Consider the following 12316-nt stretch of genomic DNA (forward strand, 5'->3'; position numbering starts at 1 on the left):
GAGGGATTCATCTCGTGAATCCAGCGTGGTAGCTGGTATGCATGAGCAGACACATACCCCCGACTTACAAAACCAGGAACTGGCCAGCCTACAATGAAGCGCTCAAGCGCCGGGGTTCACTGACGATCTGGTTCGATCCTGAGATGATCTGGGAGGCCGCGCCAACAGGCAAGCGTGGCCGCCAGCAGACTTACAGCGACACAGCCATTCAGACTTGCCTCTCGATGAAGGTTCTATTCGGCATGGCCTTGCGGCAAACGACCGGCTTCGTCGAAAGCCTGTTGCGCCTGGTCGGGCTCGACTGGAAGGTCCCGGATTTCAGCACGCTGTCCCGTCGCCAGAAGACACTGGCAGTGAACATCCCGTATCGGGGCTCCAGGGGTCCACTGCATCTGCTTATAGACAGCACCGGCATCAAGGTTGAGGGCGAAGGCGAGTGGGACGCGCGCAAGCACGGCGGCCCCAAACGGCGCGTTTGGCGCAAGATCCACCTCGGAATCGACGAGCAAACACTGGAAGTTCGAGCCGTCGAGATCACTGGGAGCCATATCGGCGATGCACCGGTCCTGCACGACCTGCTGAGCCAGATCCCGGCAAGTGAGGAGATCGGCAGCGTCACCGCTGACGGTGCCTACGATACCCGCAAGTGCCATGATGCGATCGCTGACCGCGGCGCCCACGCCGTCATCCCGCCCCGCAAGAACGCGAAGCCGTGGAAGACCGTCACCGCTGGTGCAGCCGCCAGAAACGAGGCCCTGCGGGCGACGAAATATCTCGGCCGTGCGATCTGGCGAAACTGGAGCGGATACCACCGACGAAGCCGTGCCGAAACGAAGATGCACTGTATGAAACTGCTGGGGCAGCGCCTCATGGCGCGGAGCTTTGACCGACAGGTCGCGGAGGTCCAGATCCGCATCGCCGTCATGAACGGTTACACCGCCCTTGGCATACCTGTCACAGAGACCGTGGGATGAATCCGTCCGGCGAAAGGGGAGCCTCCGACATCAGAGGCTTTGTGCAACAGAGCCGATCTCGGCCGAGACCACATTCCCGAGGGCAGAACCGTTTCGGGTGATCGCCCCGTTGAAATGGCCGAAGCGCTGCAATTCGAGTGCGGCGGGTGTCCCGGCGCTGGTGATCGTGCCGACCATCTCGCCCTGTGCCACCAGCCGCGCCGTCGCGGACAGCAGGCCCGAGCGCTGCATCTGCCAGGTGATCTGGTCGAGCACGCAGCCCGAGTACATCGCGTAGCGCGGCACCTCGGGCATGCCGGTCTCGATGGACATGCTGGGCAGCGTCCAGGACCCCGACTGGAACTCATGCGTCCAGGGGCCGGTGCCGGTCGTGGTTGGGTCACCAAAGGCTGCCTTCAGCCAGAACCCGAAAGCTTCCGCATCGAGCGGCACCACGACGTCGCCATCAGCCGTCACCGCATCCTTGATCGGCGCCAGCGGATCACGCCCGTAGCCCAGCAGTTCGGAATTGAGCAGCGGCTGCTCCGCCCCAAGCGAGGTGCTGGCGAAGGGCATCTTGGTGAAGCCGCCCACGGGGGGCGTTCCATAGGTCGTCTCGAACGCAAGCGCCATCAGCGCTCGCGCCCCTTGGGCTCGTGCCATCTTGTTCTCCTCGGATTGTCGGGATCAGGCCAGCGGGTCGGCCGTGGAATAATGCAGCACCACCGGGATCACGGCGGCCTTAAGGCTCGCCCCGCCCTCGACCGGCAGATCGACCGGGCGCGGCGCTTCCGCCTCGACCCAGTCGCAGAACCCGCCCAGCGTCCGGTCGGTGGTGAGCGCCGTGCCGATGCTGGCGGTCAGCGTGTCGAAGGCGGCGTCACGGTCGGCGCCCTGCACGACTGCTTCGATCTCGGCGCGGTGCTGGTAGTGGTAGCGTAGCGGCGAGAGGGTCACTTCCGACTCCCCCGGTTCGCCGTCGCGCAGGATCAGCAGCCCCTCGGTCGGGATACGCTCGGGCAGCACATCGCCGCGCAGGGCGGTTGCGGGCAGCGCCGAGAGCCGCGCGTGCAGCGCGGCAAGGATGGTTTCGCGAGGGGTGGGCATCGGGATCAAGGCCCTTATGCTACGGAAAACTTAGGATGCCTGATGGACTTTTTCATGGACACAACTGAGACTGGCGTAGGTGATGGAGAAGTGTGGAACTGCCGATGGAAGCATTCACGATAGCAATCGCAATCCTCACCCTGCTCCTCACAGCAATTGGCATTCGAGTTGCAATAAACATCGCTAAGCGACAGGGCGCATACCGACGTGAACAGCTACTACTGACAGTTTCGATACCCCAGCTTCTGCCAATGGGAAATCGAGTGCCGGCATTTTCGAAGGTCCTCGGGCCGCCAGGAGCCGTCCGGATGGCATCAGTCTATCCCGTGGTGATGCAACCTCCACCATGCGTGGCGGTCAACATCTCCCAGAACATGGGCAAGCATATCTTTTTTCTCCCAATCACCGTCTGCAACAACGGAGACAAGCCTTCCAACGAGGTCACCCTTCGTCTCGTGACTTCAAGCAATATCGCCGCTGAGAAGACAACCGAGCTCGGGGAAATCAAAGGGGTTGATACGGATCGACGGATTGTTGAGGATCATGGCGAGCTTCAGATCACTCACGATATGGGAACGATAAAGGCGTTTAACTGTGAATCGCTTGGCGAAGTGTTCTCTATTGATCCTGAAGAGCATAGGATTGGAGAGCGATCTATTCGAGTTATGATAAACATTCACGTTCAGAGCACTGACGCCCACGCGCAAGCTCAAATCATCCTCTTTCTGGTTAGGGCCGACTCCAAACTCGATCTAATGCAAAGCCTCGCGTACCATGCGAAGATGGAGCATAGAAATCGGACGACTGCGCTCGGGCGAATACTCAGTTTTGGTCGCGCAAACAAAGGAAGGCCTTCTTTGTGGGTTTTTCCAGATTATCAAACGATGCCGGATGGGGTGCACGTCCATAAATTCAACCAATCGGGCGATAAGACCGAGGCAGGGTTGCTCCTTCCAGCGCCATTTGGGCAATTCATGGAAATCTAGAAAGCGTTCACAGCCCCGTTCACTTGCCTACCGATCGCCCCTCTACCCAGTTTGCCACGATCAGCCCCGGCACGCTGTCCAACGCCCGGTCTGCATCCCGCGCGAGGTCCAGCCGCTTCGGCAATTTCACCTGCGGCACGAGCAGGAAGATCGGCGCGGTGACCTTGCCGCGTCCGGTCTTTGAGCGCGACACCACCGCCTGGCCCTTCGTGTTCAGCCGACCCTCGGCGACCAGCAGGCTTGGGCCCGTCCGGCGATAGACGAAGCGCAGCCGCAGCCCGCGTCGCCGCTCCCATTCGCCGGGCGTGATCCTGCCGCCGCGCAGGGATTTGCCCGCCGCGGGCAGCGGGATCGCCAGCCAGAACCCGTCTTTCGAGCGGATCAGCGGGCCGGTGTCGTGGGCGCTGATGATGACCGGGGCTTTCGACCAGACGAGGGCCGCGGCGTTCAGGCTCTTGCCAGCCTTCGGGTAGGTCTGGCTCCGGATCGAGTTCGCGAGCCGCCGGCCGAGCCCGGCGCCGGTGATCTGGCCGCGCCAGGCGGTCTTGAGCCCGGTCCCGGCCTCGCGCATGGCGACGGTGACAGCCTTCTCACCGGCCTTCACCTCGGCGGCCATGGCGGCGACAAGATCCGGCGTGATGTCGAGCTTCAGCTTCATCTCGATCAGGCCGGTCGCAGGTCCACGGTCCAGACGAGCCGCTCGCGGTCGCGGGCGGGCTCGCCCTGGATGAGGAAGGCCTCGCCGTCGATCTCGATGCGGTCGCCGGGGCGCGGGGTGGCGACCTCGGCGAGGCGCAGGTCCAGCCGGGAGGTCTCCGACCAGATGCGGGCATCGCCGAACCCTGTCACGTCGTCCGGCCGACGCAGGATCGCACGGACCAGCGATGGCGCGCCGCCCTCTGCGGTGTAGACGACGTCGCGCGCGAGATGTGCGTCGGCGAAGAGTGCGTCAAGGGCGGCGGCGAAGGCGGTCATCAGAAGCTGCCGTTCAGGCGCACCCGACCAACGGTGTCGCCCGCGCCGCTCGCCACCGCCTCGACGGCCACGCCGATGAGAGTGTTGTCGGTGGCGACAGTGGTGCAGCGCTTGTTGGTGTCGTCCCAATAGACCCTGGCGCCGACGGTCCAGGCCTGCGAGCCGACCTTGGTGATGTCGAAGACGCCGACGAGCGCGGTCTCGACGCTCTCGCCGAGGGCGGCGGCGCCAGCAGCGATGCCGAAGATGGAGCCGACGAGCAGGCCATCGCCGGAGGCGACGGCATAGGGCGCGGTCAGGGTGATGGTGTTGCCGGGCTGGACGAAGTTTTTCATGATGGGGTTCCTCGTGGAAAGACGAAGGGCGGCCCGATTGGGCCGCCCGTGTGTCAGCGTTCAGTAAGCGCGCCTTACGCGCCCGGATTCTTGTAGAGGCCGCGCCAGTCGATGGCCTTGGCGCCGAAGTCGAGGCGGCACTTGATCTCGACGCCGTCGACGTCGAAGCCGTTGCGGGTCTCGATGTACGCGCCCTGCTGGCCCTCGAGATAGGCGTACTCGATGGTGTCGATCTGGTTCGGGCTGGCGGCCAGATACCAGGCCGTCTCGCTTGCCGCGTCCAGCCGCGGCTCGGCTATGGGCGCGAGCGTCCGGATCGACTGCGGCACGACGCTTCCGCTCTGGGCAGGCACGAGGTTCTGGGCGACCAGCTGCTCGGCCTTCAGCTCCAGCGAGGCGGGCACGATCAGGAAGGCCGGGCGGACATTGAGAACCGTCTTCTTGTCGAGCCCGGTCTGCTTGCGCATCGCCGCGCGCGCCGCGCCCACGCTGTCCACCCCGAGCGCGGCACCCGTGCCGGCGAGGTTCTTGTGGGTGCCATGGAACAGTGCCGTGCCATCGGCCATGGCCGGGTTGGTTGTCACGATATCCCAGACCACATCGCTCTCGAGCTGGGCGATGGAGTTGCCGTACATCGCCGGGATCCGGGTGAAGGCGTCGAGATCGTCGTTGATCAGCACCTGCCGAGTGATGGCAACCACGCGGCCGTAGGTCTCGATGCGGTAGCTCTCCTTCGACTCGCCGAGCGTGCCGCGCTTGAACTCGCCGCTCTCGCCGACCTTCAGAAGCTGGGGCGCTTCACCCAGCTGGACGCGGTGCATCGCCTTGAAGTCGGTGGCGAGCACCTGCCGGCAGAAGAGCGGGAAGGTCCGGGGATAGGCCTCGTAGGCCTGACGCAGCGTCTTGTTGGTCACCGCAGAGAGGATCTCGGGGAAGTCCGAGGTCGAGTGCAGCGCGCGCGTCGCCACCTCGTCGCGGGAGAGACCGCGGGTGCTGGCGCCGGCCGTCTCGAGGCTTTCGCGGGCGAGCTCCATCAGCGTCATGCCGCGGTACTCGCGCGCGGCGTCCTCCAGCGGGAAGAGCGTGGGGCTGTAGCGGTGCAGCAGCGCGCTGGAGATCGCGTCGCGCCGCGTGACCGTCGCATCGCGGCCGCCGAGCGGGACCGAGACATGGGGGAAGGTCCGCGTCTCGTCGGACTTTGCGGCAACCTGATCGAGGATCAGCCGGCGGGCCTCGTCGATGGAGACGCCGCGCTTGATCAGGTCGTCGGCGAAGCCGCGCTCGAGGTGGAGCTTGTCGGAGAGGCCGTGGATCGTGGACACACGCTCGCGCTCCTGCGCGCGGGCCTCGGTCACCAGTGCGTCGGTATCGACGCTGCGCGCCCGGTCCCCGGGCGCCGGATCGGGCGCGGGTTTCGGCTCGCGGCGGGCAGCCGTGCTCTGCGGCTGCTGCCTGGTCTCGGCGGACTTCGTCTCGGTATCCTTCTCCGCGGCCGCGTCGGTCGCGTCGCGGATGGTCTCGTCGGTCTGATCGGTGTCGTGCATCACATTGGTCCTCTGCTGAGTTTGGTCTGCGGCGCTGCGATGCAGGACGCAGTCGTTGTGTTCGCCCTTCGCGCGGAAGCCAGCGGCCGCATCCGCGCCGACCGGCACGGCGGAAATCTCGAAGGGGGTCCAGTCCACCGCACGCCAGAGCTCCCGTGCGCCCTCGGGCTTCGAGATCTCGAAGCGGTGGACTTGGTAGCCGATGGAGACCGCGCGGATGTGCCCGGCCTCGATGTCGCGCCAGATGTCGCCGACGGCGTCGCGTTCCGAGAGCCGGATGCGCGCGATGCCCTGTCCGTTCTCGATCCGCGCCGAGCCGGGCTCGACCGAGCCGATCACCGCATCGAGATCATGCGCCTCGTGCACCTTCAGGAACGGCGCGCCGGCGTTCAGCCGCTCGAGCCGCACATGGTCGGGCGCCATGCTGAGCTCTTCATCATGCGGCTCGCCGAAGAGCGCGGCGCGCCGGACCCGGGCGCCGGTTGACCAGATCACCTCGACGCTGCGCGTCTCCGGGTCGATGCTGTGCGGCGCAAGCTCCGCCGACCGGCGGAACGCCGGCAGTTCGATCGTCTGCTCCATGGATGGTTCCTCGTCAGGTCCCGTCGCCGGGTGTTTCGTCGCCTACCGCTTCGCTGCTTGAGGCGGTGTCATCCGGATCGGTCACGGGGTCGGCCGGCGCATTCGCCTGCGCGCTGCCGGTCTTGGTGACGCGCCGCGGGTCGCTGTCGAGCACGAGGCCGAATTCATCGAGCTTCGCGTTCGTGGCCGCGATCTCGGCCAGCACCGCGTCGGGGTTGCGACCCTGCCGGGCGATGGCCTCGGCCAGCGTCATGGTGCCGGAGCGGATCGCCAGCAGGTCCGCCATCGCGTCCTTCTGCGGATCGACCGCCTCGAACTTCGGCGGCTGCCATTCGACCGGCACGTCTGGCGTGGGAATGCGCCCCGCCGCCCACGCGGCTTCCGTGAACCACCGCCAGACGGGGGCGCAGAACATCGGGATGAAGAGCTGCCACTGGACCGCGCCGATCATCCGGCGGAACTCGACGAGACCCGCCCGGATCGAGGAATAGTTCACCTGGCTGAGATCCCCGGTCAGCAGCTCGTAGGGCACCCGGAACCCGGCCGAGATCGTGTGCAGGCTGGCCCGCTTGTATTCGCCATAGCCGCCGGTGGCGGAGGGCTGGTTGAAGCGGATGTCCTTGCCGCCACGCGCATAGGCGATCAGCCCGGGTTCGAACTGCTCCACCCGGTTGCCGTCGGCATCGACGACCGAGGGCGCGATCCCCTGCTGAGCCTCCTCGTCGCCGAAGACGATGGCGGTGACGCAGGCCTCGGTCTTCTTGCGGACCAGTTCGGCCACCTCGTAGTCGTCGAGATCGCGCAAGGACCGGATCACCGGCGCGCCCCAGGGCACGCCGCGCGCCTGCGTGCGCTGCTTCTCGTAGACATGGGCGATCTCGGTCGCCGGCACAGCCCGACTGTTGAGCCCACCGGTCAGGCTGAGTGTCGCGGCGCCCGGATGCGCACCGAAGAGCCAGTAGGCCCGGCGCCGACCGAGCGCATCGAACTCGATCCCCTGCACCGCCTGTCCAGTCCCAAGCGCCCCGTTGCGCGTGGCATCGAGGAAATCCGCCTCGAGAAGCTGCAGCTGGACCGGCGGCACAACGCCGTCGCCGGGTCGCCGAGGGCGGCGGCGGACCAGCACCTCGCCCGCCTCAACCATCTCGCGGCAGGCGAGCGTCTGGAGCCCGTAGAAGTCGAGCTGGCCGTCTGCGTCGCAGCCCCGCGCCCAGATCTCGAAGAGCCGGTCCACCTCGCGGTCCAGATCGGCGTCCCCGCTCGCCGCGCGCGGCATGATCCCGGCGCCGACGATGTTGTTCACCAGCACCGAGACCGCCTTGGCCGCATGCGGGTTGTTGCGCACCAGGTCCCGCATGCGGTCGCGCAGCAGCGCGCCGGCCCGGCCGACCTCGGCATCCGCCGAAGATCCCGGCGCATGCCAGCCATCGGTGCGCCGGCCGCGGGCCGCGCCCTCGTAGGAGCGCGCGAGTCCCTCGAAAGCCTGCCGCGCCAGAACGCGCCTCGTGGCCGCCCGAGGGGCGACCGAGGCGATGGCTCGATCCATCCAGGAGAGCGACATCAGCGATCCCCGCGCGAGAAGCCGGCGAAGCCAGCGATGGGACGTGCCGTCGTTCCGGCGATCTGGCGCTCGATAGTCCGAATGCGCCCGAGCAGGTCCTCGGCCGACCCGTAATCGACGGACTTGCCGTCATAGCTCACCCGCGTCGTCCCGCTCGCATAGGCGCGCCGGAGCGCCGCAAGCTCCGCTCCCGTCCAGTCCGCCATTGTCAGAACCATCCTTCCCGCCGCCCGAGCCAGTCGGAACGGCGCTTGCCTTGCTTGCCCGATGTCGGGCGCCCGATCATGCCGGCCGGCGCATCCGTCCCGGTCGGGACGCCGAGTTGCGCCTCGAGATCGGCCCATGTCGCCTCGGGCCAGCGATCCGCGCCGGCGATCCAGGCGGCGGCGCGGGCATAGACCCGGCAGTCCAGCGCCTCGTTGCGCTCGCGCATCTTCTGCCATTCCAGCCGGGCGAAGCCGCGCCGATTGCGCACCGTCACCAACTGCTCGGCCGTCAGCTGCCGGATCCACTCGGTGTCGGCCCAGCCGGGCAGATGCACCGTGCCGGGCGGGAACGCCGCGCCTGCGTCCAGCTCCTCGGCCGTCGGCCGGTCGACGCGCAGGAAACGGTAGGTTTCGGCCTTGAAGGTCGAGACCGCCACGGTCCAGAGCCGCGCACCGCGGCGCAGGCGCTTGCCCGCCGCGGTAGCGTCCACGTATGTCGGGCCCGAGACCGGGCTCGCCCGGTTGAAGCCTTCGAGCCCCTTCACCGGAGCAACCTGTGCGAAGCCGGCCGAGCGCGCCCAGCCATAGACCGCAGCCGTCTCGTAGCCCGTGTCGATGGCGAGACGGGCGAGCCCCAGCTCCGCGCCGCCCGCATGACGCCAGCTGCGGCCAAGCAGATCGGTCAGCGCAGCCCACGCGTCGGATTGCGCCGGCCCGCCCTCAATCACGACGTGGTCGACCAGCCAGCTCTCCAGTCCGCGGCCCCAGGCCCAGACATCGACCTCGATCCGGTCCTTCTGGACGTCCGCGCCGGCGGTCAGAAACAGACCCTGGTCAGGCACGGTGCCCGCCGGCCAGTCCTCCCGCCGCTCGGCGATCCGCTGCCAGTCGGGCGCGTCGCCGGTCTCGATCCATGTCTCGCCGAGCACCGTGTTGCGGAACACTCGCTCGGCCTCGTCCGAGCCCACCGCCGCCTCCTTGTCGCGCGCGATGTCGGCCCAGCTCTTCCACCCCGGCGGCGAATAGAGCGCCGAGAGATGGAACCCCACCGTGCGCGCATCGCGGGCCTCGGCGGTCGCCCGCCATTCGCCCGCGGCCAGCATCGCCGGCTTGTGGTGCTCCTCCACGGCCGCGTCGCAGGCATCGCAGTAATAAGCCGCCGTCTCCGGTTTGCCCTTCTCCCAGCGGAGCCGCTCGAAGCGCAGCCACTGCATCTCGCCGCAATGCGGGCACGGCACGAAGAAGCGGCGCTGGTCGCTCGCCTCGTATTCCCGTTCTATCCGGCTGACGCCGCGGATCGTCGGCGTCGAGACCAGCAGCACCTTGCGCCGGTGCGCGAAGGTCAGCGAGCGGGCCTCGGCCAGCCCGACCGGATCGCCTTCCTCGTCGGCCGAGGCCGGATATGCGTCGACCTCATCGAGGAAGACGTAGCGCGCCGGCATCGAGCGCAGCCCCACCGCCGAGTTGGCGCCGGTCATCACCAGCACGCCGCCGGGGAAATCCTTCGACAGTTGCGTGTTGCCGCTGTCGCGCGCCCGTGCGGGACGGACCCGCTCCTTCAGCGCCGGGCTCTCCTCGATCAACGGGTCGATCCGCTGGCGCGAGTTGCGCTTGGCCAGCTCCACCGTCGGCTGGACCGCCAGCATCGGCCCCGGCGCATGGTGCATCACGAAGCCGATCCAGTTGTTGCCAGCCTCCGTCGCGCCCACCTGCGCGGCCTTCATGAACACCACCCGCTGGGTCGGATCGCCGGGCGAGAGCGCGTCCATGATCGCGCGCATGTAGGGCGTGCGCTCGGTGCGATACCGGCCGGGCTCGGCGCTCGCGCGCGAGCTCAGCCAGCGATGCGTGTCCGACCATTCCGAGACGGTCAGCCAGGGATCCGGCGTGAGCCCACGGCCCCAGGCCCGGAACAGCGCCTCCGCCCCGTCGAACTGCGTGACCTCGTCAGAGGGCGATCCGGGGCTGGGCGAGTTCCTCGAGATTGGCGCGGACATGGGCCTCCAGAACCTTCTGCATGGCCGCCGTTTCCGTTCCCAACTCCGCCGCCATCAGCGCAGCCACCCGCGCCGGCCAGTTGACCCACGCGTCGCGTTCCTCGCGCGCGAGCCGGAAGACCAGCGCGGTGGCGCGATCGCGGTCGACGAGTTCACCCTTCAGCTTGGCAAGCCGGATGCGCCGCTCCTGCGCCTTGAGCACCTCATGTGCTGTTTTCGCCTGCAGGAATGTCGTGCCGCCGCCCGCGACCGGCGCGGCCATGCCCTGTTCCCTGAGCGTGTCGCCGACGGCGGAGACGGCTGCCTCCGGCACCGGCTTGAGCTTTTGCGCCTTCCTGGTCTTCGACGGGTCGGTCGCCTCGGCCCGCAGCCGGTCGGAGGCCGCGGCGTCGATGCTGCCATCCTCGTGCAGGATCAGCCGGTCGGCGGCCTTCGCCTTCTGGATCGCGCCCCGCGACAACCCGACATGGGCAGCGTACTGGCGCTCGCTCATGCCCTGCATCGGCAGCTCCGATTATTATTCAAAATCAGGTGCTTGATCCGAGTTGATAAGCCGGGCGCGTGGAGCGAACGTCCCATCAGAAAGACGATGCAACTCACCACGGAGCCACCGCCATGACCCGCCTGAACCCGATCACCACCCCGCGCCACGAACTCCGCGCCGAGAAGGCACGACGCAACAGGGAAGCCGCTCTGAACGCCTTCATCGGCAAGAAGGCCGAAATCGACGAGATGCTCGCCCGCCTGCAGGCGCTCAGCGACGACCACTTCAATTGCCACCCCGACGAAGTCGGCTGGGCGATGGTCGGCACCCTTGACCACTACGCCAGCCTGCTGAAGCGCATCACCGACAGCGCCTTCGGCGAGGGCGAACACGCCCGCTGATATCCGGCATGGTCGGAACTCCCGCCGCGCCCTGCGCGGCTCGGGGTCGTAGGAGGGTCGCGACGGTCGCGGCCCCGACCAAGGAGACGACCCCATGACCAAGCTTTCCGACACGCAAGCGATCATCCTCAGCGCCGCCGCACAGCGCGACGACCGCAACGTCCTGCCGCTGCCCGGCACCCTGCGCGGCGACGCCGCCGCCAAGGTAGTCGGCGCGCTGCTCTCCAGCGGGCTGATCGCAGAGACGACGATCGACAGCCAGACCAAGGCCGACGCGGCGCTCAACCGCATCTGGCGCAACGACGAGAACGGCCGCGCCATCCTCCTGCACATCACCGACGCGGGCCTCGCCGCCATCGGCATCGAGCCGGAGCGCACTGACGCCGCCCCCACGGGGGCCGACGAGGTGCCGGCCGCGGAGCCCGCGCCGGACACCCCCACTGAGCCGGAGGCCACGCCCAAGGCGCGCACACCGCGCACGGGCACCAAGCAGGCCAAGCTGATCGAGATGCTCCGCGCCGAGGGCGGCGCGACCATCGACGAGATCGTTGCGGCTCTCGACTGGCAAGCTCACACGGCTAGGGGCGCCATGTCCGGCGCGCTGAAAAAGAAGCTCGGCTTGACCATCACCTCCGAGAAAATCGAGGGGCGCGGTAGGGCCTACCGCATCACCGACGCATAACGATGCGGCGGCGACGAGGCCTAGCGACCGATCTGGCGCTGCTCGAGGGTCTCGTCGTCGCCGTCCGACTTCATCACGTTGGCGATGAGATGGTTTACCGTCTCGTCGAAATAGGTCGTCAGTTCGCGGTGCAGCGCTTGGAACTCGGCCGCGATAGTCTGCTCGAACGCGGCCTGCTGAACCCGCACCATGACCGTCGTACGGCGCTGGCGAGGATAGCGATACGGTTTGACGCCGTGCTTGCGGCAGAGGGCCACGAACAGGCGCACCGCCCAGACATCCGGCAGCGAGTATTGCAGTTCGATCTCCGGTTCGTCCCGCGGAGATCCTGCGGGATCGAGCCTCGCCTGAAGCCGTTCCAGCGCGGCACCTGCCGCCGCGCGCTCGCCCTCGGTCGCGCCTCGGGCAAAAAGCGCCTCGAGCTTTGCCAGCCGATCCCGGATGTCGTCCTGATCCCTCATTCAACCTGCCCGAACGATACGATTTCGGTGGGCGTAGACCAT

The 12316-nt window shown here is 67.4% G+C and carries 14 protein-coding genes and 1 pseudogene; 4 read left to right on the plus strand and 11 right to left on the minus strand.

Annotated elements, in window-relative coordinates:
• Nucleotides 1-41 precede the first annotated feature (41 nt).
• Nucleotides 42-974 carry an IS5 family transposase gene (locus V8359_RS11960; protein ID WP_336429139.1) on the plus strand — a complete coding sequence of 311 codons (933 nt, stop codon included), beginning with the start codon at nt 42-44 and terminating at the stop codon, nt 972-974.
• 54 nt (nt 975-1028) lie between these two features.
• Here the strand turns inward: V8359_RS11960 and V8359_RS11965 are convergent.
• A pseudogene (locus V8359_RS11965) lies at nt 1029-1616 on the minus strand (phage tail tube protein); the annotation flags it as partial.
• A gap of 24 nt (nt 1617-1640) precedes the next feature.
• Nucleotides 1641-2060: an acyl-CoA transferase gene (locus tag V8359_RS11970; protein WP_336429140.1), complete on the minus strand. Its 420-nt coding sequence runs from the start codon at nt 2058-2060 to the stop codon at nt 1641-1643.
• 308 nt (nt 2061-2368) lie between these two features.
• Here V8359_RS11970 and V8359_RS11975 point away from each other — a divergent pair, with 308 nt between their 5' ends.
• On the plus strand, nt 2369-3046 hold the full coding sequence (locus V8359_RS11975; RefSeq protein ID WP_336429141.1) for a hypothetical protein: 678 nt from the start codon (nt 2369-2371) through the stop codon (nt 3044-3046).
• 19 nt (nt 3047-3065) lie between these two features.
• Here the strand turns inward: V8359_RS11975 and V8359_RS11980 are convergent, their stop codons facing one another.
• From V8359_RS11980 to V8359_RS12015, 8 genes are all read right to left on the minus strand, one after another.
• Entirely contained in the window at nt 3066-3704 is a 639-nt protein-coding gene (locus tag V8359_RS11980; RefSeq protein WP_336429142.1) for a DUF6441 family protein, read from the minus strand.
• Between the two features lie 5 nt (nt 3705-3709).
• Nucleotides 3710-4021 (minus strand): head-tail joining protein, encoded by a 312-nt coding sequence (locus V8359_RS11985; RefSeq protein WP_336429143.1) that lies wholly within the window; start codon nt 4019-4021, stop codon nt 3710-3712.
• Complete coding sequence (locus V8359_RS11990; protein WP_336429144.1) at nt 4021-4356, minus strand: DUF2190 family protein; 336 nt, start codon at nt 4354-4356, stop codon at nt 4021-4023. Before V8359_RS11990 ends, V8359_RS11985 begins: the two co-directional genes overlap by 1 nt.
• A gap of 74 nt (nt 4357-4430) precedes the next feature.
• The gene (locus tag V8359_RS11995; protein ID WP_336429146.1) at nt 4431-6482 is read right to left on the minus strand and encodes a prohead protease/major capsid protein fusion protein; all 2052 of its coding nucleotides are present in this window, start codon (nt 6480-6482) and stop codon (nt 4431-4433) included.
• 13 nt (nt 6483-6495) lie between these two features.
• A complete protein-coding gene (locus V8359_RS12000; protein ID WP_336429147.1) occupies nt 6496-8043 on the minus strand; it encodes a phage portal protein in 1548 nt (515 codons plus the stop codon).
• Complete coding sequence (locus V8359_RS12005) at nt 8043-8249, minus strand: phage head-tail joining protein (RefSeq protein WP_336429148.1); 207 nt, start codon at nt 8247-8249, stop codon at nt 8043-8045. Before V8359_RS12005 ends, V8359_RS12000 begins: the two co-directional genes overlap by 1 nt.
• Nucleotides 8250-8251: 2 nt before the next feature.
• Nucleotides 8252-10246, minus strand: coding sequence for a phage terminase large subunit family protein (locus V8359_RS12010; protein ID WP_336429150.1), 1995 nt, complete (start codon nt 10244-10246; stop codon nt 8252-8254).
• Nucleotides 10197-10748 carry a hypothetical protein gene (locus V8359_RS12015; protein WP_336429152.1) on the minus strand — a complete coding sequence of 184 codons (552 nt, stop codon included), beginning with the start codon at nt 10746-10748 and terminating at the stop codon, nt 10197-10199. Before V8359_RS12015 ends, V8359_RS12010 begins: the two co-directional genes overlap by 50 nt.
• 113 nt (nt 10749-10861) lie before the next feature.
• Here V8359_RS12015 and V8359_RS12020 point away from each other — a divergent pair, with 113 nt between their 5' ends.
• Both V8359_RS12020 and V8359_RS12025 read left to right on the plus strand, forming a co-directional pair.
• Nucleotides 10862-11131, plus strand: a complete 270-nt coding sequence (locus V8359_RS12020; RefSeq protein ID WP_336429153.1) for a hypothetical protein — start codon at nt 10862-10864, stop codon at nt 11129-11131.
• A gap of 94 nt (nt 11132-11225) precedes the next feature.
• A complete protein-coding gene (locus tag V8359_RS12025; protein ID WP_336429155.1) occupies nt 11226-11813 on the plus strand; it encodes a DUF3489 domain-containing protein in 588 nt (195 codons plus the stop codon).
• A 20-nt stretch (nt 11814-11833) separates the two neighbouring features.
• On the opposite strand, the gene V8359_RS12030 is transcribed toward V8359_RS12025, so the two are convergent.
• On the minus strand, nt 11834-12274 hold the full coding sequence (locus V8359_RS12030; protein ID WP_336429156.1) for a hypothetical protein: 441 nt from the start codon (nt 12272-12274) through the stop codon (nt 11834-11836).
• Nucleotides 12275-12316: the final 42 nt, after the last annotated feature.

The organism is Roseovarius sp. E0-M6 (assembly GCF_037083845.1).
GTDB lineage: Bacteria > Pseudomonadota > Alphaproteobacteria > Rhodobacterales > Rhodobacteraceae > Roseovarius.

What these genes read in the sequence shown, in the direction of transcription:
- V8359_RS11980 (WP_336429142.1), bottom strand. Translation starts at nt 3,704, where the DNA reads ATGAAGCTGAAGCTCGACATCACGCCGGATCTTGTCGCCGCCATGGCC.
- V8359_RS11995 (WP_336429146.1), bottom strand. Translation starts at nt 6,482, where the DNA reads ATGGAGCAGACGATCGAACTGCCGGCGTTCCGCCGGTCGGCGGAGCTT.
- V8359_RS12015 (WP_336429152.1), bottom strand. Translation starts at nt 10,748, where the DNA reads ATGCAGGGCATGAGCGAGCGCCAGTACGCTGCCCATGTCGGGTTGTCG.
- V8359_RS11975 (WP_336429141.1), top strand. Translation starts at nt 2,369, where the DNA reads ATGGCATCAGTCTATCCCGTGGTGATGCAACCTCCACCATGCGTGGCG.
- V8359_RS12020 (WP_336429153.1), top strand. Translation starts at nt 10,862, where the DNA reads ATGACCCGCCTGAACCCGATCACCACCCCGCGCCACGAACTCCGCGCC.
- V8359_RS11990 (WP_336429144.1), bottom strand. Translation starts at nt 4,356, where the DNA reads ATGAAAAACTTCGTCCAGCCCGGCAACACCATCACCCTGACCGCGCCC.
- V8359_RS11960 (WP_336429139.1), top strand. Translation starts at nt 42, where the DNA reads ATGAGCAGACACATACCCCCGACTTACAAAACCAGGAACTGGCCAGCC.
- V8359_RS12000 (WP_336429147.1), bottom strand. Translation starts at nt 8,043, where the DNA reads ATGTCGCTCTCCTGGATGGATCGAGCCATCGCCTCGGTCGCCCCTCGG.
- V8359_RS12030 (WP_336429156.1), bottom strand. Translation starts at nt 12,274, where the DNA reads ATGAGGGATCAGGACGACATCCGGGATCGGCTGGCAAAGCTCGAGGCG.
- V8359_RS11970 (WP_336429140.1), bottom strand. Translation starts at nt 2,060, where the DNA reads ATGCCCACCCCTCGCGAAACCATCCTTGCCGCGCTGCACGCGCGGCTC.
- V8359_RS12025 (WP_336429155.1), top strand. Translation starts at nt 11,226, where the DNA reads ATGACCAAGCTTTCCGACACGCAAGCGATCATCCTCAGCGCCGCCGCA.
- V8359_RS12005 (WP_336429148.1), bottom strand. Translation starts at nt 8,249, where the DNA reads ATGGCGGACTGGACGGGAGCGGAGCTTGCGGCGCTCCGGCGCGCCTAT.
- V8359_RS12010 (WP_336429150.1), bottom strand. Translation starts at nt 10,246, where the DNA reads ATGTCCGCGCCAATCTCGAGGAACTCGCCCAGCCCCGGATCGCCCTCT.
- V8359_RS11985 (WP_336429143.1), bottom strand. Translation starts at nt 4,021, where the DNA reads ATGACCGCCTTCGCCGCCGCCCTTGACGCACTCTTCGCCGACGCACAT.